At 67.2% G+C, this 24,113-nt stretch carries 13 protein-coding genes; 4 read left to right on the plus strand and 9 right to left on the minus strand.

All coding sequences use genetic code 11. The features are described from left to right. Positions 1-40: 40 nt before the first annotated feature. From ABE423_RS05790 to ABE423_RS05805, 4 genes are read right to left on the minus strand one after another with little or no spacing between them, the layout of a single operon-like run. Positions 41-706 carry a cell envelope integrity protein TolA gene (locus ABE423_RS05790; RefSeq protein WP_049399763.1) on the minus strand — a complete coding sequence of 222 codons (666 nt, stop codon included), beginning with the start codon at positions 704-706 and terminating at the stop codon, positions 41-43. Positions 707-745: 39 nt separating this feature from the next. After that, complete coding sequence (locus ABE423_RS05795) at positions 746-1,159, minus strand: biopolymer transporter ExbD (RefSeq protein ID WP_005409874.1); 414 nt, start codon at positions 1,157-1,159, stop codon at positions 746-748. 10 nt (positions 1,160-1,169) lie between these two features. Then, positions 1,170-2,954 (minus strand): MotA/TolQ/ExbB proton channel family protein, encoded by a 1,785-nt coding sequence (locus ABE423_RS05800; RefSeq protein ID WP_125893648.1) that lies wholly within the window; start codon positions 2,952-2,954, stop codon positions 1,170-1,172. Between the two features lie 38 nt (positions 2,955-2,992). After that, positions 2,993-4,609: a ShlB/FhaC/HecB family hemolysin secretion/activation protein gene (locus ABE423_RS05805; protein ID WP_125893650.1), complete on the minus strand. Its 1,617-nt coding sequence runs from the start codon at positions 4,607-4,609 to the stop codon at positions 2,993-2,995. 201 nt (positions 4,610-4,810) lie between these two features. Between ABE423_RS05805 and ABE423_RS05810 the strand changes: the two genes are divergently transcribed. Beyond that, complete coding sequence (locus tag ABE423_RS05810) at positions 4,811-5,146, plus strand: hypothetical protein (RefSeq protein WP_121503439.1); 336 nt, start codon at positions 4,811-4,813, stop codon at positions 5,144-5,146. Between the two features lie 100 nt (positions 5,147-5,246). On the opposite strand, the gene ABE423_RS05815 is transcribed toward ABE423_RS05810, so the two are convergent. Then, positions 5,247-5,711 carry a general secretion pathway protein gene (locus tag ABE423_RS05815; protein WP_180838024.1) on the minus strand — a complete coding sequence of 155 codons (465 nt, stop codon included), beginning with the start codon at positions 5,709-5,711 and terminating at the stop codon, positions 5,247-5,249. Between the two features lie 104 nt (positions 5,712-5,815). On the opposite strand from ABE423_RS05815, the gene gspH reads away from it, so the two are divergent. The 3 genes from gspH to ABE423_RS05830 are packed head-to-tail and all read left to right on the plus strand — an operon-like array spanning position 5,816 to position 7,232. Further along, positions 5,816-6,262 carry a type II secretion system minor pseudopilin GspH gene (gspH, locus tag ABE423_RS05820; RefSeq protein WP_049462512.1) on the plus strand — a complete coding sequence of 149 codons (447 nt, stop codon included), beginning with the start codon at positions 5,816-5,818 and terminating at the stop codon, positions 6,260-6,262. Beyond that, complete coding sequence (gene gspI / locus ABE423_RS05825; RefSeq protein ID WP_180838025.1) at positions 6,259-6,621, plus strand: type II secretion system minor pseudopilin GspI; 363 nt, start codon at positions 6,259-6,261, stop codon at positions 6,619-6,621. The genes gspH and gspI overlap by 4 nt, the downstream gene beginning before the upstream one ends. Further along, entirely contained in the window at positions 6,618-7,232 is a 615-nt protein-coding gene (locus tag ABE423_RS05830) for a prepilin-type N-terminal cleavage/methylation domain-containing protein (protein ID WP_125893654.1), read from the plus strand. Before gspI ends, ABE423_RS05830 begins: the two co-directional genes overlap by 4 nt. A 378-nt stretch (positions 7,233-7,610) precedes the next feature. On the opposite strand, the gene ABE423_RS05835 is transcribed toward ABE423_RS05830, so the two are convergent. The 4 genes from ABE423_RS05835 to gspF form a co-directional block, all read right to left on the minus strand. Next, entirely contained in the window at positions 7,611-20,006 is a 12,396-nt protein-coding gene (locus tag ABE423_RS05835) for a filamentous haemagglutinin family protein (protein ID WP_346485338.1), read from the minus strand. Between the two features lie 207 nt (positions 20,007-20,213). Continuing rightward, positions 20,214-21,401, minus strand: coding sequence for a substrate-binding domain-containing protein (locus ABE423_RS05840; protein WP_180838027.1), 1,188 nt, complete (start codon positions 21,399-21,401; stop codon positions 20,214-20,216). A 98-nt stretch (positions 21,402-21,499) separates the two neighbouring features. After that, positions 21,500-22,693, minus strand: a complete 1,194-nt coding sequence (locus tag ABE423_RS05845; RefSeq protein ID WP_180838028.1) for a substrate-binding domain-containing protein — start codon at positions 22,691-22,693, stop codon at positions 21,500-21,502. A gap of 217 nt (positions 22,694-22,910) precedes the next feature. Then, entirely contained in the window at positions 22,911-24,110 is a 1,200-nt protein-coding gene (gspF, locus tag ABE423_RS05850; RefSeq protein WP_180838029.1) for a type II secretion system inner membrane protein GspF, read from the minus strand. Between the last annotated feature and the right edge of the window lie 3 nt (positions 24,111-24,113).

Raw genomic sequence — 24,113 nt, forward strand, 5'->3', positions numbered from 1 at the left:
CGGTTCTCATCGAAAGAAGGGGAATCATGGAAGTCGGGAATCAGGCCCCGGGCCGGCGGCCCTGGATCAGGACGCGGGCGGGGAAATCGAGTGACGGCGGCGGTGCCTGGTCAACCTTGCCGATGCGACGCAGGGCATCGAGCACGGCCGCGTCGGCCTCCTCGTTGCCACTGCCGCGTACCAGCTCGACCTTCTCCAGGCGGCCGTCGTTGGCCAGCCACACATTCACCTGCAGCTGGAACGCCAGGCGCTTGACCTTGTCGTCGCGCGAGATCGCCTGCTGCATCAGGTAGCCCAGGTAGCGGCCGTAGGTAGCGTTGCCGGCGCCACCACGGCCAACGCCGGACGAACCGCCACCACTGCCGGACTGGATACCGAAGTTGTCACCACCGGCCTGCGCGTCGGCATTCATCGTCACCGGATCGCTGTTATCCGGCGTCGGCGTCGGCTCTTCGGCCGGCGTCGGCTGATCCAGCGGCTCCGGCTCGGGCATCGTCTCTTCCGGCGGCGTCTCCGGCTCCGGTGGTTTTTCCGGGGGCGGCGGGGGCGGCGGCGGAGGGGGGGGCAGCGCCAGCATCGGCGGTTGCACCACCGGCCGGCGGGTGCTGGCGGTGTCCTTGAACAACAGCCACCACACCGCGATACCGAGCACCAGCAACGCGGCCAGCACCAGGGCCACGGTCACCAGCAACTGGCGACCGCGCATGCCGGGCTCCGGCCGAGGGGGTTGATGGGCCGTCATGCCTCAGCCCTGCGCCTTGCCGGTGACCAGGCCGACCTGGGCCAGCTCCAGCCGCCGCAGCAGGTCCAGTACCTCGACCACGCGGGCGTACTGCACCTGCGCATCACCGCGTACGATCACCGGAAAATCCGGTGTGGTCGCGCGCTCGGTACGCAGGCGGTCTTCCAGCTCGGCCATCGTCACCGGGTAGGCATCCAGGAACACCTGGCCGCTGGGGTCGATGGTGATCGCCTTGGTCTTCGGCTTTTCCAGGGCCACGCTGTTGCTGGCCTTCGGCAGATTGACCTCGATACCGGGGATGGAGGCATTGCTGGTCAGGATGAAGATCACCAGCACCACCAGCAGCACGTCGACGAAGGGCGTCACGTTGATGCCCTTCTCGCGCTTCTTGATGCCGAACTTCGCCTTCTGGCCCATGGCGCGCCCCTCAGCCCTGGACCGCGGCCGGGCCGCGCCCGTCCTGCTCTTCGGCCAGGCGCGCGGCGAACTCGTCGATGAACACCGCCATGTCCGCGCCGATCGCCTCGGCACGCGCGCCCAGGTAGTTATAGCCGAACAGCGCCGGAATCGCGACGCCGAGGCCGGCAGCGGTACACAGCAGCGCCGCGGCCATGCCGGGCGCCACCGAGTTGATGTCCACCGCGCCGGCCATCGCCGCCACCACGAACACCAGCATGATGCCGATCACGGTGCCGAACAGGCCCACGTAGGGCGCACCTTCGATGGTGGTCGACAGCCAGTTCATGCGCCGTGCCATTGCTTCCTGCTCGCGCACCATCACCGCATCCATCGAGGCACGGATCGCGGCGATGGTGGCACCGCTCAGGTAGCCACTGTTGCCATCGCGCTGGTGGCGCTGCTGCATTTCATCGATGGCCACCTGGTAGATGCGCCACAGCGAGCCGTCATGCATCGCGGTCGGCGCCTTGCCCTGGCGGTCCATCTCGGACAGAGTGCGCAGCGGCACACCGGACAACTTGCCGAAGCTCTCGGTGAATACCGCGTTGGCCTTGCTGGTGCGGCCGAAGTGGCGGCTCTTGGCAATCATGATCGCCCATGACATCAGCATCATCAGGCCGAGGATGGCGACCACCACCCAGGCATCGAACGGCATCGCCTTGAGGATGAAGCCGAAGTGGCTCTGGCCGGCCGACTGCTCGTCGGCGCCGTAGCTGATCAGGCGCGAGTCGGCGCCCTGAGCGGTGGCATCGGCCAGCAGCAGCGCGGCTGGACGTGCAACCCGCGAGACGCGCAACTCATCCAGCGCACCTTCGAAGTTGGCCAGCGGCTGCGCCGCGCCCGGCGCATCGGCGCCCACCACCGGCGCGGTACCCAGCGCCGGCAGCTCGCCGCTCAGCTGGGCCACTACACGGCCGTTGAGGTACAGCTGCAGCGCACCCTTCTCCGCGGTCAGTGCCACGTGCGCCCACTGCCCTTCCGGAATCGGCTGTGCCGGCGTGCTGCGCTGGCCATTGAGCTGAACGAACGGCACCCGGTTCTCGATACCGACCACCAGCTCGGAGGCGCCATCGCGACGGGCGTAGATCGCCTGCGCCGCATTGTTGCTGCCCGGCTTGATCCAGGCCGAGAGGGTCAACGGCGCCCCCGCTTCCTGTGCCAGCGAGGCGCTGGCCGGCAACGGCAGCGGGCCTGCGCCCAACTGCACGCCACGGCCGATCACCGAACCTTCGGACGGCGGCACCACAGCACCGGCATTGTTGCCGTAGGCGGTGGTGTCGCGTGCAGGCGCATTGGCTTCGGCGAAGTGGTAGACCAGCGTGTAGTCCGGGTCGAACACCTGCTGGCCGTTGCCGCTGGCCGGGGCCTTCTCGTTGCCGTAGTACATCCAGATCGTCTGCGGCGCCGCGGCGCTGACCGCCGGCACGTCCACCCAGACCAGGGCCAGGCCCAGCTTGGGATCGAACTGCTCGATCTGGTGGGCCAGCACGGTGCGGCCATCACCCGAGACGAAGCGCAGGTCATTGCCCGCATCCTGGGTGCCGTCAAAACCGAAGTTGCCGGTATGCAGGCGCAGCAGCAGCGGCGTACGGCCCGGGTCACCGGCCAGGCCCGCACCCTGCGGGCCGGCATCGACGGTAATCGGCTTGCGGTACTTCCATTCGGCCTGCCACCAATTGGCATCGGCCGCAGCAGCAGGCAGCGCAACCAGCGCGGCCAGCAGCAACAACACTCGGGAAAGCAAACGGTCCATGCGAAGGGTCTCCGGAGAACGCATGTTCAAGGGAAGGGTCAGTAACTGGTGCTGATGTTGAAATGCAGGCGCGGGTCGTCCTTGCGCGTGACCGGGCCATCGGCATAAGGCCAGGCGTAGTCCAGGCGCAGCTGCAGGTGCTCACCCAGGCGCAGCTGCGCGCCCAGGCCGACCGAGGCCAGGTTGTACTTGTCACGCTGCTCGGGCAGCGGCTGGCGCAGGCGCAGGTAGGCGGCGTCGGCAAAGCTGTAGACGCGCAGATCCGTGCCGCTCCACAGCGACCACGCCGGGGTACGCCATTCCAGGCTGGCCAGGCCGCCGTAGTCGCCGATCGCCTCGGCCGACAGATAGCCGCGCACGGTGTACATGCCACCGGCGGCGAACTGCTCGGCCGACACCAGCGGTGCGTCGGTCACCTGCAGCGAGCCGCGCGCGTACCACTGCCAATCGCTGCCGAAGGTGTGGGTGTTGGCCACATCGGCCTTGAACGCGATGAAACTGGGGTCCGCCCAGTAGCGCTTCTGCCCGAATCCGATGGCATCGCTGCCATAGCCGAACAGGCGGCGGGTACCGGCCACCAGCTGGGTATTGATGCTCAACTGATCCTGCTCGCCCTGGCGCACACCGACAAACGCCAGGGTGATCGGCGCGTACTTCAGCGGCGTCTTCAGGCTCTCCTTGCCCATCTGCGTGTCTTCCTCGGTGTCCTTGAAGTCCACGCCGAGGCTGAGCTGGCGCCACCACTGGCTGCTGCCGGCCAGTCGATAGTTGAGCTTGAGACCGATCGAATGGCCGTTGCCGATTACATTGGTTCCGGTGCCGGTACCCACCTGCCCACCCGCGTTCAGCACGCGGCTGTCGGACTTGTAGCCGGACGCTTCCAGGCTCCACGGCGTGCCCTCGAACGGCATCATGTACGAGGCCGAGAACACCTTGGCCTGCTTGGTATCTTCCGGCGCCAGGTACACGCCGATGTTGGCGCTGTGCCCGCGCTTCCACAGGTTGTCGTAGGCCAGCGATGCACTCAGGCGCAGCTTCTCGGTGTCGGCGCTGTGGTCGTTGTTGAGTGACGCGCTGGCACGCCACGGCGACTTCTCTTCGACCTGCAGGTCCACATCCATCGTGCCCGGCACCTGGCCCTCGCGCACCAGCGGCATCACCTGCCGACGTCCACCTTCATTCAGCGCGGTCAGTTCCTTCTGCGCCTGGTCGAAGTCCGGCACCTTGCCCTCGGCAAGTGCCGGCACGCGTTCGCGGATGCGTTCGGGCGATTCGTGCTTCGTGCCTACGACCCGCAGCTGCCCGATCGGCGTCTGCTGCACCTTCAGCAGCACGACGCCGCCACTGACCTGCTGCTCGGGCAGCTCGACGTAGACCGACTGGTAGCCTGCCTGCTGGTACAGCGCATTGACGGCATCGCGCGCCTTCTCGACATCGGCCAGGGTCTTGCCCGGGCCGAGGAACGGCTCCACCGCACGTTCGATCTGGCGCGGATCGAGCACGGTGTTGCCGCGCACGATGTATTCATTGATGTTCACGCTGGGCGCAGGCGCCGCGTCCTGCGCGAACAATGGCAGCGGCATCGCGGCCAGAGCCAGCACCAGCGGATGCAGGCGCAGCGGAAGGCGGACGGCTCGGCACGGAACAGGAGTCATCGAAGGCATCGCGTCGTATCGAAGGGAGTGGCCAGGGAGCGGCGCGTGGGTCTACCAACAGGACGTGTACGTCGCGTCAAAGCCGCCAATAGTTTTGTGACAGCACTGTCATCTTTTGACAGCGCCGGAACAGTTGCAGGCGGACACTGTCTTCGCCATACGTCTTCATTGCTGAGCGTCGGTTTTCGCAGGAGATTCAAGATGAGTGAGTCGTTGGAGGCGGGCCTTCGCCCTGCCCTCGCCCTTGCCTTGTTGCTGGCGTTGCCATCGGCCTGGGCCGGAGAGGCGAAGAAGCAGGACGATGCCGCGCCGTGCATCGAAGTACAGGTCAACGGCGAGCGCATCCCCGCCTGGGAGTGCCTGCAACGCAAACTGGCCCCGGCGCCGAAATCGGCGAAGTCACCGGCACTGCCTGAAGCCGAACGCCTGATGCGGCAGCCGGGCAACCAGCTGATGCAGTACAACCTGGAAGGCACACGACAGCGCATGGGCGATGCCTTTGGTCGTTCGGTGGAACCGCAGCGTCCGGCGCGTTGAGCCTGCGCAGCCGTGGAGCCGGGCCCGCGCTCGGCAGGATTTTGTAGAGTCGAGCCTTGCTCGACTGTTCTTCCAGACGCAGCCGAGCGTGGGCTCGGCTCTACAGGGAGCTGGCGGGCACGATGCCATCGGTCGGCACCGCTGGCAGCGCGGGCACCGGCAGGCTGCGCGATTGCCCGGCCTGGTTCAGTTCCACTGCGCTGGCACTGATGCTGGCCAGTACCGTGCAGGGTCCGAGTCTTTGGCCGGGCGCATACGCTTCCGCTGGGCGTCCATCTACCGAGAGCAGGGCCAATGGCGCATGGTCACCCGCCATCACGCCCAGCACGACCACCTCGGTCTGCACCGCACCGGGCGACAGCAGCCGCACCAGTGGCAGGCTGGCCACTGCATCGAACATCGGCCGTACCGGCGCCTCGGCATGCGCTTCGCTCGCGGCCGCCGCTGGCGCCACCGCAGACAGGGTGACGCTCCAATAGGCCACCACGGCCAGCAGCAGCGTCGCCGCCAGCAGGGTCAACATCCGATTCCGATCCCAGCGCCTGCCGTCCATGTTCCACATCATCGCCACGTTCGTGTCCGCCTACGCTAGCAGGTGCGGCTGACGCTTTTGTTTCATCATGCGGGCCTACGCTGGCACGCATCGGCAAGGGACAGGAGGCAATGTCGATGCGACGCATCCCGCGTGGTTTCACCCTGCTGGAACTGATGGTGGTGCTGGTGATCATCGGCATCTGCACGGCAGGCATCGGCCTGGGCCTGGGCAGCCTGCTCGACCCCGCGCGCCAGCTGCGGCAGGAAGGCGAACGACTGGCGCAGCGCCTGCAGGTGGCGCGCGACGAGGCCCGCATCGATGGCCGCCCCCTGCGCTGGCAGGCCGACGCCGCCGGCTATCGTTTCAGCCGCCTCGAAGGCAGCCGCTGGGTCACCGTTGAACGCGATGATCTGCTGCGTCCACAGAAGTGGCAGGCTGCAGGCATCGCGGTGCAGCCCACCAACGCCATCGAGCTGAGCCCGGAGTGGATCGGTACCGCCTGGGAGCTTGGACTGTCGCTGGACGGCCGCGCACTGCGTCTTCGTGATGATGGCAGCGGACAATTGCAGGTCGTGCAGTGAAGCAGACGGCGTGCGGATTCTCCCTGATCGAGGTGCTGATCGCGCTGGCGATCGTATCGATTGCACTGGCTGCGGTGATGCGCTCGGTGGCAGTGGCGACCGACGATCAGTCACGGCTGCGCGACCGTCGCCTGGCGCTGTTGTGCGCGCAGGACCGCTGGCAGGAGCTGCGCCTCGTCGGGCAGCCGCCGCGGGATGCGCGGCAGCGCTGTGTGCAGGGACGCGGCAGCTTCCTGGTCCTGCAGCATCTGGGCACTGGCAGCGACGGGCAGCCGCAACTGGAATTGACCGTGGTGGCCGAAGATGCACCGCGACAGTCGCTGGCCCGGATGCAGCTGCCGTGGACGGCGGCGCAATGAGGCGCGCCGTGCGTGGCTTCACCCTGATCGAGGTGATGATCGCGATCACCATCATGGGCGTGCTGGCGCTGATCTGCTGGCGTGCGCTGGACAGCGTGGCCAGCAGCGACCAGCGCCTGCGCCAGGCCGATGCCGAGACCACGACGGCGCTGCGCGTGCTGCAGCAGTTCCAGCGCGATATTGAAATGCGTGCCGACGATGCGCTGATGAATGGCGCGGTGCGCCCGGCAGATCGTCCGCAGCGATTGCTGCCCCCGTCGCTGGTGAGCGAGCGGCACCCGGATGGCAGCTTCGCGCTGGAGATCACCCGCAGTGTCGGCAGTGATGGGCTGCACTGGCAGCGGGTGCGCTGGTGGCGGCAGGGCAGCACGCTGTGGCGGGCCAGTGGTGCGGCTACGGACCGGTATCCCCTGCCCGCACCAGATCCGTCGAAGGGCATTGCGGTGGCGCGCGATGTGCAGCGGTTCGAGGTGCGGGCGTGGCAGCCTGGAACGGGATGGGCCGTGTTGCCGAGCGAGGGCGAGGTATTGCCGGCCACCGGACTTGAACTGCGGTTGGGCCTGCGCGATGGGCGTGGGCCGTTGAGTTACCGGCGGGTACTGGAGCTTTAAGATTGGTTCGTGGCACCGCATCCACGCATGGCGTGGATCTACTGCCGAGCTGCTTCTACTGCAGAGCCTGCTCTGGTGGGTGCCGACCGTTGGTCGGCACTGACGCTGTCCGGGCATCCACGCATGGCGAGGATCTACCGCCGACCAAGGTCGGCATCTACCGTGACACATGCGCGTCCCTCCTGCCGCCGGGCGCTCTCCTGCACCCGGCGGCGCTGTGTCGGTGGTCCTCACCGCTGATGGCCTCTCCCTGCCCTCCGTGCCGTCCTGGCTGGGGCCGCCACCGTTCCCTGGCGGCTGGCCCGATGCTGCAGCCCGATGCGGTGCACCGGGCAATGCGTGCCGACCAAGGTCGGCACCTACCGTGGCGTGCAATGCCTATCGGCGCTGCGTGCCTTCGTCGCGGCTTGCCTGCGGGAACTGGAAGGCGCTGTTGGCGTCGTAGCCGCTGTTGGCAGTGGTACCGCGTGCCGGCGGCGCAATGCTGCTGGTGCCACTGCCGAAGCCGAGGATCTGCACGCTGATCACCGATGGCTGGTTGCGCCGCGCGTCGTCCTGGCTCTTGCGCATCACGTCCTGTGCGGCCTGGCTGGCACTGTTCGCTGCAGCACTGGCCGACGCCAGCGCATTGACGTTCACCGTGGCCAACACCGGCAGGCCCTTGCTCTCACCCTGCACCTGGATGTTGGCCGCGTTGAGCACCTGCAGCGCGGCAAGGTTGATGTTGCCCGAAACACGGATGCCCGCTTCGCCCGCATCGATGGTGCCCAGCGGCGCGATCAGGTCGACGTCGCCCGGCGGCACTTCGGCGATGGGGTTCAAGGTGGCGATGCCTGCGCCACTGGCGGGAGCCTGCGGCGACAGGATCACATTGCCCCAGCCGTCATAGACGCGACGCGGCGGCGTGTACAACAAGGTGGTCCGCGAACCGCGACCGGCATTGATGTCACCCTGCTCCGACCAGGCCAGGATGTCACCGCCGAACGTCGTCATCACCCGCGACAGGCCCAGCAGCACGCTGTCCTGGCTGAACAGCCGGATGTCACCCTGCCCTTGGGTCACCAGCCCGGCACTGGCCGGTGGCACCACGCCCTGTACACCCACCACGATCTGTCCGCCCGGTGCCATCAGCTCGATGTTGCCACCGGCTTCGGTACGTACGCCGGCGCCGCCATACATCAGGATATCGCCGGTGCGTTGGATCGTCGCACCTGCTGCATCCTTGTCCGGCATCAGCGTGGCGATGGCCTCACGGCCCCGCAGGTAAGAACCAACACGTGGCCCATTCCGATCGTTGTACTCGCGGCCGCCTTCGCGCAGTTCGGCGTAGTAGACCTGGCGCAGGAACATCCGTTGCTGTTCGCTCGGCAACCGGTCGAACGCAGCCAGCGCCTCGGCGCCGTCGACGGCCAGGCCGAAGCGCTGCTGCAGCCACTGCTTCAACTCCTTGTCATAGATCTTCACCGCCTTGCCGGGCTGCGATGCCAGCGACTGCGCCGGGTCGGCCAGGTTGACCGGGTCCAGGTAGCGCGTGCGCAGTGCATCGAAGTCAATGCCCTGATTGCCGGCAGTCACTGCGATGCTGGCACCGGGACGGGCATCGCCCTGGACGACGCCACCCAGGCTCACGATGCTTCCGGCCTCTTCCTGGCGCAGCTGCCGGCCCGCACTCACTTCAACGTTGCCAGGGCCGGCCACCGTCAGGTTGCTGCGGATGATGTCCCGGCCCGCCTCGATCCCGCTGATATCGGTACCGCTGGTGTTGAGCGCGGTGACGTTCGCATTGATCACGTCGCGACCGGCGCGCAGCTGTACGGCCGAGCCCGCTTCGTACCAGTCGAACAGTGTCCGGCTCTCCTCGCCGATGTTCCGCCTCAATTGCCTGCGCCCGCCGCTGCCCAACCCGATGATGTCACCGGCAACGGCATAGAAGCGGCTGGGCGACGTGGGCCGGGACGTCAGCGCACCCGTGGTCGGAGTACTGGGGCCGAACGCGAACAAGGGCAGGTTCGCCGACGGATCCGCTCCCTGCACCCCATCGTCGGAGAGATTGTGGCCGACCCGGGTCAGGCTGGCGCCCCGCTGGGCCACGAATGCAGGATCAAACGGGCCAGGCAGGCGGGCGTCGCTACCGGAACGTGCAATGCCGGTGGCGTTGATCGCGGCATGGATCGAGCCTCCGGCCAGAACATCGAGCTGGCCGCTGGCCGAAGGCGCGAGCAGGATCACATCGCCCGTAGTCGCCCCTGGTCCGAGACCTCGAAGCGGGGCGCTGATGATGTCACCACTCGCTGCCACCGCGCTGAACCTGGACGGATACAGCCAGTAATTGATGCTGGCGGGAACGGATTGCTCGCGCAGCGCGATGCCTTCAGCGAACATGTTGCTACCGGTTGCATGCAGAGTTCCGGCCAGGCTGGGTGCGAGATTTCCGCCTGCCGAGAACAGGTCCAGTGCCGTGCCTCGGGTCCAGAGCGAGAACCACGTCGTGCCAGCTGCATGCTGGCCATCGCCCAGAACCACGTCGTTGTAGTTGGCCGTCGGTACACGCCCTGCATCTGCGGCGCCACCGAGAACAATGTCACCACGGGCCTGCAGGCGGGCAGTGGAATCACCCAGAATGAGCAGGGGCCCCGCCATCGCCACCGGGGCGTCCGCCACGAACGGATCCATCAGGCCCAGCGTTCCGTAGCTGCTCTGTATCGCGCTGAGGCCACCGATGCGTGCCGCCTGCAGCAGGGTGCTGCCGCGCAGGTTGGTCATCGCGCCATTGAGATCCAGATCCTGCAGGAAACTCTCCGGCTGCTGCGCGCTGGCGCGCAGGCCAGGATTCAACGCACCGCCACTGCGCAGGGTCAGGTCGCCGCCACCGGTCAGATGCAGCTCACCATTGCTGACGCGCCCGGTCGACCCTACCGCAGCGACAATCGCGCTGGAATGAGGCGCGGTCAACAGACCCAGGGCATTGCCCATCGGGTCGAGCACGCCCGCGTGGCGGCCCGCTTCCAGTGACAGATTGCCGCCTCCCAGCGTGCCGAAGCCGGTGAACCCGACCATGCGGGGAGCTGCGTCCGCTTCGGCGCCCACGGTGCTGTACGTGCCGAAGTTGATCCACCAGCTCGTCGGTGTTGCCTGGACGCCTTCGGTGGTGCCCGTACCCTGCCGCCACAACCAGCCGCCCACGGCTGCGCTTGAATGCCCGGCCTGGTCGCGCTGCGCCGTACCGGATTCGGACCGGGCGGTCCAGGCGTCGCCGATGATGTCGCGCCCGGCTTCAACCCTGAGATCGCCGCCATGGTCGGGATACCACGCACGGTAACTGGCCAGTGCCGCATCATAGTTGCCCGAGACCTGGTTCTTTCCCAGCAGCGAGGTGTGCCAGGGCGCAGCCGTTCGCACCGGATTGAACTGGGGGTCGCTGCCATCGCCCAGCAGCGTCGGCGCACCTGCGGTGTACACGCCGAAGCCGGACTTCATGCGCACGTCCTGCGCGGCCAGCAGTGCCAGATCACCCTTGCCGGTACGCAGCACGCTCCAGGCCGGTGCGCCCAGGCGCTTGCCGTAGGTGGTGACTTCGGTAAGCGTGCCGCCGCCGTAGCAGTAGCCCATTGCCGCGCAGATCTCTTCCTCCGACATGCCCATCTCGGCGCCCAGTTCCGTAGCCGGGCGACCGACCCAGGATTCATCGCCCCACCATGCCAGCGAGCCTTCCTTGTCCACCAGGCGCGGGGCGGGGCCGCAGAAGGCGCCTGCGCCACAGATCTCCGCCTCGGTGGTCCCGATGATCTCGGCCACCTCGGCAGGTGACTTTCCGGCCAGACTCTCATCGCCCCACCAGTACAGAGAACCTTCCAAATTGACGATTCGATCACCCTTCCATTCCGTCGTCTTGGTCACCGTCCCGATGGTGCTGTAGTGGCTGTCGGCCAGCACGATGCTGCCGTCACTTCCCCAGCTGCGGGTACGCGGATCGGCAGCGGTCGTATCGGCACCGGCCACTGCAGTCAGATCCCACGAGGTGGTGCCTTCGGGCAGCATCGCCGCCAGCGCCCAGTTTCGCCCCTGGCGCCCGCTGGCGTCGGCCGCCCGCAGCTTCACCGGTGCATCGCCTGGCAGCTCCACCTTGGTCATCGACGGGATGATCGCACCGGCATGCAGGTTCAGCGCGCCTGAAAGCTTCATCGCCATGGGCAGGGTGACGCCGGCCGGCCACACCTGTGCGGCCAACGGCGCCGGCGTGCGCAGGCGGAAACCGGCACCCAGTCGGGCACCGGACTGCAAGGCCAGCGCCTCTGCCAGCACGGTGCCGGCCGCCATCACCTGCCCGCTGTCTGTGGTCACTACCGCGCCCAGCACGGTACCGGCCGGCAGCAGGAGCGGTCCGGACAACACCATCTCTGCCGGCAGCACGGTTCCCGCGGGCAGGGTCACGGCCTCGAAGGGCAGTGCATAGTTCAGCGTCGCGCCAGCACGGAATTCGGTGCCGCGCTGCAGCTGTACACCTTCGCCGGGCACGATCAGGTCGCCACCGAACGCCGTGTTGGGCGTACCGGCACTGCGCCCTTCCAGCAGCACCCAGCCGTCCTCATCGGGATTGGCAGGCGGCGGTGCGAATCCATCGTTGATGCTGCCGTAGACGTTGATATCGCCTCCGGCGCGCAGCACCAGCGCTGCCGATTCACCGAAGCCACGGCGCGCTGGATCGGTCCGGTTCGACTGCGGTCCGTAGCGGTAGCCGGACAGATCGATATCGCCGGCCACGACCAGATCGCCACGCGGGTTGTCACTGCTGGTCCGCGCCACGATCTGCACGCCGGGGCGCAGGCGATAGCTGCCCAGTGCGGCAGTACGCTGCTGCAGTACCGTATTGGTCAGCGCGGCGTTCATCCACTGGCTGTTGTCCGGGTCCACAACCGTGTCCAGCCAGTGTTGGTTGATCACCTGCGGACGATGGCCATGCACGTCCGGAGCGCTGGCCAATGGCGCCGAATCATAGCTGCGGAAGGCGTTGACCTGGACGTCGGCGGCACCGGCGATACGGATGCCGCTGGCCACGTCGATCGCGGCGTCGTTGCTGCCCACGCGTGGCACGTTGAGCTTGACGCTGCCGCGTGCGCGGCCATCGTTCTGGCCCGGGCTGCTACCCGCAGCCACCGACGTGCCGGCGCGCAGGTCCATCGAAGCGGACGCGCCCAGCTGCAGGCTGCCACTGGCCGAGTTCAGTTCGATCATCGCCCGGTTCGGGCTGTCGATGATCTTGCCGTAACTATCGACGCGCAAGGCGCTGCCATGCGCGTCCAATGTTCCGTCGATACGCAGCACATCGCGGGCGGACAGGCGGATGCTGCCGACCTGTTCGCCACTGGCATCAATGCGACCATTGACGAGCAGGCTGCCACCATCGACGCTGATATCCACGTTGCGTGCCTTCACTTCATCGCCGATCACCAGGTCGCCTTCGCTCAACTGGAACGTCCGGCCACCGGTAATGCCACCGGCGGTAAGCCGGGTGTTCAGCCCGGAGAAGTCCTGCAACTGGCGTGCACGTACCACCAGTTCGCCGCCGTCGTAGGGCACTTCAGTGCCACCGGCGTCGTAGCGGCCGCTGGCTCCGCCAAGCAACGTACCTGCCAGATCTATACGGCCGCCCTGCGGGCCCAGCGCAGCGACCGTCAAGCGGCCGCCGCGGTTGTTGCGGGCGGAAAGATCGATGCGCGACGCCGCGTCGGCAACGATGTCACCTTCACGGCTCGACAGCGCTACGTCGCCGCCCCAACTGTACTTGTCCACGTCGAACAGGCTGACCTTCCGCCCCGCCATGTCCAGCACTGCATTGCTGCCAAGCGCCACGCCCTGGCGGGCATTGGCTTCGAACCGGCCGGACGCCAGCGCCACCCGGCTGTCGATCACAACGCGTTCGGCCGTGATGGACAACTCCGCACCCAACGCATCGCTGCCCGCGGTTGCCGCGGCACCGCGCACCTGCACCGTACCGCCATTGCGGATTGCCAGCTGCGCGCCCGCACTGCCGGTCAGCAGCGGGGTAACGATATCCAGCGCGCCGCCGCTGAACTGCCAGCCGCTGCCTGCCACGTAATCGCCCTGCCGCTGGAAGACATCCAGGCTGCCCTTGCCGGAGAACAACATGCGATCCGACGCTGCCAGGGTAACGCCGGCGAAGCCGAGCACCTGCCGATCCGCGGCCACCGACGAACTGGGCCGGGTGAAGGGCGCACGCCCCAGCTCCAGCACCCGCGTATCGATTTCCAGCTGCCCTTGGCCAAGCCGACCCACCATTGCCTCGCCGGCTGGCTGGGCCTGCTCACCGCCGGGCAATGTGGTGCCGGCCAGCGTTCCGTCCCAGACCAGCGTATCGGCGAAGATGCGCGCGTGGTCGGCCGCAGTGCCGTAACCATGAATGGCAGGGGCGCCCAGCACCAGGCTGCGCAGGCTGCTGCGGCCGGTCGCACCGTCACGCGTATCCAGGTCCACGCTGCCGAACACATTGATGGCATCGCGCGCGGTCAGACTCAGCGCCTCCAGCGCCGGCGCGCCGGTGGCAGTGTTTCCACGCAGCAATCGCTGCAGGACCTCCTGGTTCATGGTCATGCCCGCCGGCAGGCCGCCGGCTGCCGCTGCCGCCGCAATGGCCTCGGCGCTGCCGAGATTGAGCGCCGACATGCCCAGGCCGAGCTGGCGCGTGCCGTAGCTCACCGCGTCGCCAATGCTCAGCGCGCCGTCGGTGACCACGTTGATGCTGCCTGCCGACAGCAACCGGGTCTGGCCATTGCAGTCCACCACGCATCCGCCGATGTCGATCGCCACCGGACCGCCGGCACTGCCGCCCTGCGCACTGAGCGCCGTCAAGCGCTGGTTGGACACGGCAAGCAGGCCGCCCGACACCAGGTAGGGCGCCGTGGGCTGCGCCACGCGCGAGGGATCGGCCCCGGCCAAGGTATCGATCGAAGCGCCCTGCTCGACCAGGATGCCCTTGCCCCCGAACGCAGCCGACAGCAGCACTTCCTGCGCCGTCAGGTTGACGCCGTTGCGCACCACGATGTGCTGCGCGCTGCCCTCCAACGAGTAAGTCGTCGCGTCACGTCGCAGCACGCCGCCGATCAGCATCGTTTCCGGGCGGAACGCATTGAGCGCCGAATCGAAGAGGGTGGCGCCGCTGCCGCTGCCGGCACTACCGCCCTGGGTGGCAATCTCCAGCGTTGCCTCATTGGAGGCGAGCAGATTGACTGAAAGCGTGCCCCCGCGTCCGTCATTGCTGCCGGCGTTGAAGCGTGACACGCCCTGGAAGATCGCGGCTGGCACGCTCGAACGTCCGGCGCCATCGCCCAACACCAGGTTGAGGTTGCCGGCGTCGGTTGGCCGCCAGCGCAGCGCTTCACCACGCCGCTCAGCCACGCCCTGTACGAAAGTGCTGTAGGAGGTCTCGTTGTAGCTGGCATGGCGGCGCACCACATCCGCCGGCGTCAGCACCAGATCGGTGAGCAGCGATGAGACTCCACCGCCCAGGCTCTGCGCCTGGTGTCCACTGACGCGCCAGGAACCCGTGCCGGTCGCCACTGCCTGGCGGCTGCCGACGGCGCTTTCGGCGCCGACTTCGACGCGGAATGCGCCCTTCTGCAGTGCGTAGCTTGCCGGCAGCAGCGTGTAGGTTCCGGCCGGGAGGCCGGGAACCCCGGCAGGAATGACAATCTGCTGGCCGATGCGCGGATCGGCGCTGCCGTCCGAGACCGCCTGCGGCGCCTGCGTGCCCGAGCGTCCCGGCATGATCGCGTAGACCGCATTGTCACTGCCGCTGAAGCGGTAGCGCGGGTTCGCATCCGCCAGCGCGTGCCTCAGGATGTCCACCGAGCCGCCGCGCCCCGCCACGAATGCGGCACCGGACAGCTCGCCTCCGCCGGAGACGTCCAGCACACTGCCCGCCACGCCATTGAAAGCGTTGGCGACGATGTCGATACCGATCGGGATGTTGGTCGAGCCGGGGCCCAGCACATCGAAGTCGGCACCGTTACGGCGCCAGCCCACACCATCCACGGTACCGCCAAACGGCAGCTGCAGGCCGGCACCGCTCACCGACGTCACGCTGCCTGCAAGCAGGTCGACGCGGCTGGCCGCATCGGCGTTGAATTCCCTGCCGCCCAGCTGCACATGGCCCCACGGCGCCTGCACATTGCCGCCCTGCACCACCGTCGCCGCCACCAGCTCCAGGCTTCCGAACGCAGAGTCCGGTGCCGGTTGCGCGCCGCCTGCAATGCCATGGATGCGCAGTACGGCGTCGGGGTTCTGCCAGGACAGGCCTGAAGGACCGATGCCGGGGACGCCCGCCACGATACGTCCCTTGGCCCGGGCCGCCGGATACATACGTGCGGCGCTGATATCGATCGAACCCGGGCTTGCCAGCGTGGAGACGAGCGAACTGCTGGCGACCGGGGCCAGCATGCGGATGTCACCGCGGCTGCGCAGCGCGACCTGGTCAAATCCCGCCAGCCAGGTGACGTCTCGCAGATCGATCAGATCGGCGCTCACGTCCAGGCGATGCTGCCGGCCGCTGTCGAACGCTGCCTCCAGTGGGCGCAACGTGCCTTCCCCGGCCGGCTGCCACCAGCGCCCCTGCGCAAGGCGGACATATGGCGCGGCCAGTTGCAGGCGGCCGCCCTCGCTGTTGCCCGGGACGAGGCCGAGGTAACGCTCATTCAAGCCCTGGATGCGCAGGCTCTGATCCATGCGCAGATTGACATCTCCCTGGGCGCGGATGTCGCCGAACAGCGCCAGATGATCGAACCCCCCGGCCTCGATCTGCTCCACCGACAGTGCCGCATGACCGTACTCAAGGCGTGCAGGCAGGTCCGCCGTCTGCGCGGCACGCTGGGTCAGCGAGATCACCCGCGGTGCCAGCACCTCCTTGCCGTCTGCCGTTCTGCCGTAGGTGCCACCACCGAAGGCAACCCCCAGGGTGCCGCCGCGCGCGCCGTCGCCGCCCGCTGCTGCGTCCAGGTCGCCCTGCAGGTACAGCGCATTGCCGGCGCGCAGCACGATGCTGCCGCCGTCGCTGTCCACCCGGGTGCGCCCGCTGCCATCAATGTCCAGCAGCGCCGAAGCACCGGACGCGTCCAGCCGCGCACCGCGCTCCACCACCACGAAGGTATCGGGCGGCAAGTGGCGTACGTTGTCCTGGTCTTCCCAGTCCAACGCCCCCCCGATCTCGATCGTTCCGCCCTTGCGCACCTGTCCGCGCAATGTCCCGCGCGCGTCGGGCAGGGAAACGCTATCGCCGCTCACGTCCAGCAGGGCGCCCTCGGCAATCGTCCAGCGACGTTCGCGGCGTTGATCGCCACGCACACCGGTCGGGTCGAATGCCTCGTCCAGGCGGATGCGGCCGCCGGCCGCCTTCAGACTGCCAGCCACGTCCAGGTTGCCGGCGCTGAACAGTTCGATCGACTGGCCGGCATCGACCTCGATCCTTGCGCCCTTGCCTACGCGCAGATCGGCCGTGGACAGCAGATGCCCTGCGCGCAGTGCCAGGCTCGCGCCGCCGCGCTGCGATACACGCCCGCTGGCCGGATCCGCCTCATACAACGATGGCGTCCAAGTCTGCACGCCCTGCTCGCGGGCCAGTGCCTGCTGTGCGCCCTCGGCCAGGCGCAGCGCCGGTCGTTCCACCTGCAGCCGGGTACCTTCTTCAACCGTCAAACCGTTGTGCCCGGCGATGTCATAGCCGGCGAAGCCACTCCTGAACAGTGCTGGCTGCAGTTGCAACGACGCCGCCGATGCGTCCGTGCCAGGCGCGCCGATAGACACCGCACCGCCTGTTGCCAACGTGAAGTTGCCGCTGCCATTGCCGAGCGCGCTGAAGCGTGCGCCATCGCCGATACGGATCCGCCCGCTGCCGTCGGTGGCAACCTCGGTGCTGGCCGCGAGCAGGCTGACACTGCCGCCCTTGCCTACGCGCCCTTTGCCACTGGCATCGATCGCGCCGCCGGCATCGACCAGAATCGTCGCTCCCTCGCCCACAGCGATGTCGTGGCTGCTGTTGAAGCGCACCTGCCCGCCGTCGATCCACGCCTGTGCCGGACCGCCCTCCGGCGCTGCAAGCGCGTTGCTCCAGCCACCGCCAAGATCGATCCGCGCGCCCGCCGCAACATCCACCGCGCCGCGTCCGGACCTCAGCAGGGCCGAGGGCCCGCCGAGCGCCGGAAGCAGGTTGCCGGCCTCCACCTGCCCGCCGGCAATCTGCACCGTTCCGCCGAAGCCGACGCGGCTTGCAGTGAGCCCAAGCCGACCGCCCTCCTGCAACCTGAGCGTGCCATCCAGGTCGATACGGCCCGCAGAAGCGAGGTCCACCTGCCCCCAACGTTGAGCGCTCAGGACCTCACTGTCCAACCACACGGTATTGCGCTGTGTTTCCCCGATCGGCGCCTGCAACGTCCATGACCGGGTGTCGGCCTGGAGCGCTCCGATGCGGATCTGCGAATCGAACACTGCACTTCGGCCGTTGTTGTCGAAACGCCCCAGCCAGAGCTGGGCGTTGCGGGCCGCCGCCGTCTGTGCCTGCGCGTATCCGTCCTGCGCCTGGTCGGGGCGGCGCGTCTGCTGCAGGCCCTGAAAGGCCACCGTATCCACCTGGCCCTGCAGGACAGCCGTGGGCGCCGAGATCAGCAGACGGCCAGCATCGCGTCCCACGGAATAGCCATTGTCGAAACGCTGGGTGGGTGCCACCAGCGGATTGCGGAACGATTCGGTCACTCCCCACCGTTCCTGCTTCACTTCATAGCCCTGGTACAGACCGTCGTACAGCATCTCGGCCGGTGCATCGTCAAGCCGGTACAACTGGCCATCGCGGCCACGCAGCCAGCTCTGCTGCACCACGCCGGACTGCACATCCAGGCTGCCGCCGGCCAGATTGATGCGCGAACCGGCGTGGCTCACCACTTCCTTGCCTGCCAGCTGGACGGTGCCGCCCTGCGCCGCCCATTCGCTGATCGAATGCCCCTGATTGTCCAGGTAGCCCCCCACTTCCAGCAGGCCGCCGCCGGCATACCAGCGCGTACCTTCATAGCCGCCGGTACCGGCGGCGACTTCGGTCAACTGGCGGCGATCGATCCACACCTCGCTGTTGATCAGCTTGCCGCTGTCACGGTTGTCTGGCGAATCGCGCAACTCATTGCCCTGCACCTTCACCTTGACGTTGTTGCTTTCCATCGCCACCTGCACGCCCACCGCACCGGAGACGTCCACGCGCGCGCCATCATCCAGATAGCTGCGCCGGCTGGCGTCGGCGATCACCTGGCCGCCGGTGGCCACTGCCAGTGCGCCAGCCTGGAAGTTCACATCGCCGCCGGAGACGACTTCGATGCGCGATTGCTCGCGGCGGTCCTGCAGGCGCGAAAGATTGTCGAAGGTGCCGCTGTTGCTGGAACCGCGCAGCTTGTCCTGCTCGGTGGATTCCTTGATGAGCGCGTCGCGCTGGCTGTCCAGCGCCGTGCTCTTGCCATCGTCTTCCAGCAGTACTGCAGTGGTCGAGCCGGAGGCCAGGGTCACACTGCCCGCCGCATCGGACGCCGAGTTCAACAGGTGCACCGTACCGCGTTGATTCAGCGTGGTGGACGCAACCGCAACGCCGGCCTGTTCGACCATGCGGCCGGCCAGGGTGATGTCGCCCTCGCGTGCCTGGATCAGACCGCTGTTGCGAACGCTGCCGGCCGTGCTGTCAGCGACGAAGCGCGGTGCGATCTCGTTGCCACGGGTGGTCGATGCAGTGTTCTGCGCCGTGCCCACGCCACGGCGGATCACGAAACTGTCGCCGGCGGCAAGCTGGGTCTGGCCTTTGCGCGTCTCGATCTGGCCCGCGTTCTCCACGCTGTGCCCAGCCAGCAGCACGTAACCACCGCCCCGCGTTGCCGTGGTCGGCTCGTGCGTGGTGATGCGCGCACCGCGTTCGACCATGACTTTGCCTACGGCGTCGGTCAGCGCCGAGGTGTTCGCGTCGGCACTGTACAGACCCTGCTCACGGAACTGCGCGTCGCTGATGCGCGCTGCCGCCGCCACCAGGTTGCGGACATTGACCTGGCTGTTGTTGCCGAACACCACGCCATTGCGGTTGGCAACGAACACCGTGCCATTGGCCTTCAGCTGGCCAAGAATCTGGCTGGGCCGTGCGGCGGGATCATTGACCCGGTTCAACACGGCCCAGTCGGGGTTCTGCAGGAAATTCAGTGTGGTGTTGCCACCAACGTTGAAGGTTTCCCAGTTCAGGATCGCTTGGTCGGCTGTCTGCTCAATGTTGACCAGCACCCGCCCGTCGGCGGCCTGCGACTGGATCGCCTCGCGGGCGTTGATCCAGCCGCGGGTCAGCGGATTCTCGTCGACCTTCAGGCCATCCTTGCCCAGGCCATCGGCGATCACGAAGCCCGCCTCGCGGCGCGCCTGCCGTGCCTGTTCCTGCAGGCGCTGCTGCAGGGCGATGGCCTGCGCGGCCGTACCAAGGTTGTCGATCGACTGCTGCAGCTTCTGCCGTGCCGCATCCTGCTGCTGCGCGGGTAGCTGGAACTGGATCGGCACGCCGTTGGGCATGCGCCCGCTCTGTGCCGCCGCGCCCTGCGCCGCACCGCGCTCGGCGAACCAGCCGGGGCTGAATGCCTGCTGGGCCTGGCTGGCCGGGGCCACCATGCTGCCAAGGGCCACGGCGACGGCCCAGGCCATCGGGTGGCTGCGCCACAGGGCGGCAGGGAAACGGGCGGTGGGCGAATGCGGGTGCGACATCGGGGACCTCGTCAACCTGATGGGCCGCGTCGGCGGCGGCGTGTGTACGGATGGGCCTGCTCGAGGCACGCCCTGCACCTCATAGACGGTGGCGACGGCGTGAAGGCGACAGGCGCATCACTGTCATGCAGCGGACATACGCACAAGGGCGCCGGCATTGCTGCCGGCGCCCTTGTGCGTCTCCTGCAACTACAGAAGCAGTTGCAGTTAGAGCGGACGGCCGATTCCCGAGCAGGTGCTCGGATTGTTCAATGCTCCAGCGTTGCTTGCGTTGACGAAGCGGGAACGGACCGCATCGCGCCAGGCTTTGTTCAGCGGAATGAACCTGTGCGCAACGATGGCGGGATCCTGCGGGCCCTGTTCGACACCGTTGACCACGGTGCTGCCATAGATTCGAAGAAGTCCGCCGCGAATTCTTGCAGCCACCAGTACATCCTTGTAGCACTGCCCAAACAGGAGATTGGTGGTACCCACGATTGGATATCCTGAGCTCGGGTTGCCGAACCACGGCACCCAGTTCGCTGGGTTCTCGGCAGCGGCACCGGCCGGCGGTGGCACGTTATCCAGTGTCGCTTGAGTACTCACGTCCTTTGGAGAGAAGCCCTTGACCTGTGCAACTCGAGTAGCATCCGAGAGATCAAGAGACAGGTCTGGACCTGTGTATCCCATTGTTCCGACGGTCGTAAAAATGGCGGCGTACACCGCCGCGTCACCGGACGCCGGAGCTGCAACAAAGTTCTCGGGAACACTAGTGAACAGATCGGCGAAGGTCGACTGCACCGAAAACGCCGGCACGCCGTTGGTCAGCTTCAGCGTGGTGCCTGAGACATCGGCCGGCTGGCAGGCGCTGGTCAGGAAACGGGCCAGCAATTCAGTGGCGCCGCTGGTCTCGCCACGGTAGACAACCCGAATGGTGCCGGTGCGGGCGCTGTCGATGCTCGACCAGTTGGTGATCTTGCCGGAGAATATCCCGCAGATCCGGGTGACCGACAGGTCAATTGCTGAACCAGGCTTGTTGAAGGGAATAATCACCGGAGCCAGCGCAACGGGAATCTGGATCAATGCCCCATAACGGGTTGGATCACCAGCCCGGTTGAAGGTGCTGTTGTAGCTGTACAACTCGGTGCTGCTCAGTACCGCATCGCTGCCAGCAAAGTGGACAGTCCCTGTCGTCGAAAACAGTGATGGGTCATTGCTCAGGAATGCCCGCTTGCCAACGCCCGAGCCCCTGGGAGCATAGCTGAACGACGTCGGAAGAATGCTGTCCGGACTCCCTTGGTACAGGGCCGCGGGCATCGTCGCACCACCACCCTGGACAAGAACCTGGGCATTTGCTTCTAGCGTTCCGACCAACACGCAACTGGCGAGCCAGAACGCCTTCAATAGCAAGTTCATGAGATTGACAACTCCCTGCCTTCTCTGGATACGGTCGTTCATACCGCAGTGCGCCGGCCTGACGGCCGGCGCACCTGGAGAACACTTCTATGTCGCAGTTACAGCGGACGGCCGATGCCCGAGCAGGTGCTCGGATTGTTCACCGCACCGGCGTTCGTGGCGGTGGCGAAGCGAGCACGGACCGCATCGCGCCAGGCCTTGGTCAGCGGGATGAACTTGTGCGCGCGGATGGCGACGTCGTTCGGGCCCTGCTCGACACCGTTGACCACGGTGCTGCCGTAATGGCGGGTCAGGAAGCCGCGCACGTTGGCGCCCACGGTGGCGTTCTTGTAGCACTGGCCGAACACGAAGTTGGTGTAGCCAGCGATCGGATAGCCCGCGCTCGGGTTGCCGAACACCGGCACCCAGTTCGCCGGGTTCTCGGCAGCGGCACCGGTCGGCGGCGCAGCGGTTTCCAGCGTGGCCTGCACGCTCACTTCATCCGGCGAGAAGCCCTTGACCTTGGCGACCTTGGTGGCGTCGGTCAGGCTCGGGATCACGTCCGGGCCGACATAGCCAACGCGGCCGTCAACGGCATAGACGGCGTTGTACAGCGCGGTGCCACCGGTGGCCGGTGCGGCGATGAAGTTCGACGGCACGGTGGTGAACAGGTTGGCGAAGGTCGACTGCACCGAGAACGCCGGCACGCCGTTGGTCAACTTCAGGTTGCTGCCCGACACGTCAGCCGGCTGGCAGGCGCTGGTCAGGAAGCGGGTCAGCAGTTCGCTGGTGCCGCTGCTTTCGCCACGGTAGACGACCTGGATGTCACCGGTACGGCCCAGGCCCGCCAGCTGGCTCCAGCTGGTGATCTTGCCGGAGAAGATGCCGCAGATCTGGGTCACCGACAGGTCAACGACCGAACCGGCCTTGTTGAACGGAATCGTGACCGAGGTGGCCACCGACGGAATCTGCACCAGGGCGCCGTAGCGGTTGGCATCGCCGGACACGTTGTAAGTGCTGTTGTAGGTGTTCAGTTCGGTGCTGCTCAGCACCGAATCGCTACCGGCGAAGTGCACGGTGCCGGTGGTGGAGAACAGCGCCGAGTTGTTTTCCAGGAAGGCCTTCTTGCCGGTGCCCGAACCAGTCACGGCGTAGCTGAAGTTGGCCGGCAGGATGCTGTCAGCCTGGCCCTTGTACAGGTCGGCCGGCAGCGAAGCGCCGCCGCCGGTGACGGCGGTCTGGGCCGAAGCGGCACCGGCGGTGGCGAGCAGCGCGGTAGCAACCAGCGCGGCCAGGGTCTTGTACTTGTTCATGATCTTCTCCTGAAGGGTTTACTGCGAAGGGAAACGCCAAGGGAGGAACGGTCACTACACGCCTGCTGCCGCCGAGGGCCTCCCAGCCCACTCTGCGGCGACGTGGCTATGCTGGTCCGCGCCGATGACAGGCCGCTTAAGAAACCTGTGGAAGATCGAAAAAAGGTGTGGAGGATTGTGTGGAGAATCGAAAGCGTGCCGTGATGCGCGTTGCGCATCACTGGACCAATTGATTCATTTCCATGATCGGCATCAGCACGGCCAGCACGATCGTCAGCACCACGCCGCCCATCACCAGGATCATGGTCGGTTCCAGCAGCGCGGTCAGTGCCATCGCGCGACGTTCGATCTCGCGCGAGATCGTCTGTGCAGCACGATCCAGCAGCGGCGCCAGCGATCCGGTCTTCTCACCACTGGCCACCAGGTGCACCAGGATAGGCGGATACACCTTCTGCACCTTCAACGCAGCACCCAGTGCCGCACCTTCGCGCACGCGCGCGGACACGTCATCGGCACAGCGTGCCAGCAGCGCATTGCCAAGCGTCTGCCGCGCCGCCTCCAAGGCACGCAGCAGTGGCACACCGGCATCCAGCAGGATCGCCAGCGTCGAGGCAAAGCGCGCACTGTTCACGCCCAGCACGAAACGCCCGACCATCGGCACCCGCAGCAGCATCGCGTCCCATCGCAGGCGCAGTTCGGGCCGGCGCAACGCCAACCGCCATGCCACCACCAGCGCAGCGATGCCCAGCCCCACCCACACGCCCCAGCTGCGCACGAACGCGCTGGCGGCCAGCATCACCTGGGTCAGCATCGGCAGCGTCTGCCGCGCCTGCACGAACGCGGTCACCACCTGCGGCACTACGTAGCTGAGCAGGAAGATCACGATCGCCACCGACACCAGGCTGATCGCCGCTGGGTAGATGAAGGCGGTCAGTACTTTGGCCTGCAGCGCGTTGCGTTCTTCGATGTAGTCGGCAAGGCGCTCCATCACCCGCGCCAGGTCACCGGAGTCTTCACCTGCGCCCACCAGCGCCCGATAGATCGGCGGGAAATCGCGCGGCCGCGCGGCCAGCGCCACGGTCAGGCGCTGGCCGGCACGCACGTCGGCGCGTACGGCGGTGAGTGCCTGGGCCACATGCGGGCGCTCGGCCTGTTCGATCACCGCAGTCAATGCGGCTTCCAACGGCAGGCTCGCGGCCAGCAGGCTGGCCAGCTGGCGCGTGGCCCAGGCCAGCTCGCTGGCAGACAGCCGGCGGGCGCCCCAGCCACTGCCCGCACCGCGCGCCGCGCTGACCTGCACGGGTGTCAGCCCGCGACCGCGCAGCAGCTGGCGTGCGCCGCGCGGGCTGTCGGCGTCCAGCTGACCCTTCTCGATGCGGCCCTGCGCGTTGGCAGCCTGGTAGTCGAACAGTGCCATGCA

Source organism: Stenotrophomonas sp. TWI1409 (assembly GCF_039673015.1).
GTDB classification, from domain to species: Bacteria; Pseudomonadota; Gammaproteobacteria; order Xanthomonadales; family Xanthomonadaceae; genus Stenotrophomonas; species Stenotrophomonas maltophilia_A.

Bases quoted from the DNA above. Each gene is read 5' to 3' on its own strand.
- ABE423_RS05790 (WP_049399763.1), bottom strand. From the start codon at position 706: ATGCGCGGTCGCCAGTTGCTGGTGACCGTGGCCCTGGTGCTGGCCGCG.
- ABE423_RS05795 (WP_005409874.1), bottom strand. From the start codon at position 1,159: ATGGGCCAGAAGGCGAAGTTCGGCATCAAGAAGCGCGAGAAGGGCATC.
- ABE423_RS05800 (WP_125893648.1), bottom strand. From the start codon at position 2,954: ATGGACCGTTTGCTTTCCCGAGTGTTGTTGCTGCTGGCCGCGCTGGTT.
- ABE423_RS05805 (WP_125893650.1), bottom strand. From the start codon at position 4,609: ATGACTCCTGTTCCGTGCCGAGCCGTCCGCCTTCCGCTGCGCCTGCAT.
- ABE423_RS05810 (WP_121503439.1), top strand. From the start codon at position 4,811: ATGAGTGAGTCGTTGGAGGCGGGCCTTCGCCCTGCCCTCGCCCTTGCC.
- ABE423_RS05815 (WP_180838024.1), bottom strand. From the start codon at position 5,711: ATGATGTGGAACATGGACGGCAGGCGCTGGGATCGGAATCGGATGTTG.
- gspH (WP_049462512.1), top strand. From the start codon at position 5,816: ATGCGACGCATCCCGCGTGGTTTCACCCTGCTGGAACTGATGGTGGTG.
- ABE423_RS05830 (WP_125893654.1), top strand. From the start codon at position 6,618: ATGAGGCGCGCCGTGCGTGGCTTCACCCTGATCGAGGTGATGATCGCG.
- ABE423_RS05835 (WP_346485338.1), bottom strand. From the start codon at position 20,006: ATGTCGCACCCGCATTCGCCCACCGCCCGTTTCCCTGCCGCCCTGTGG.
- ABE423_RS05840 (WP_180838027.1), bottom strand. From the start codon at position 21,401: ATGAACTTGCTATTGAAGGCGTTCTGGCTCGCCAGTTGCGTGTTGGTC.
- ABE423_RS05845 (WP_180838028.1), bottom strand. From the start codon at position 22,693: ATGAACAAGTACAAGACCCTGGCCGCGCTGGTTGCTACCGCGCTGCTC.
- gspF (WP_180838029.1), bottom strand. From the start codon at position 24,110: ATGGCACTGTTCGACTACCAGGCTGCCAACGCGCAGGGCCGCATCGAG.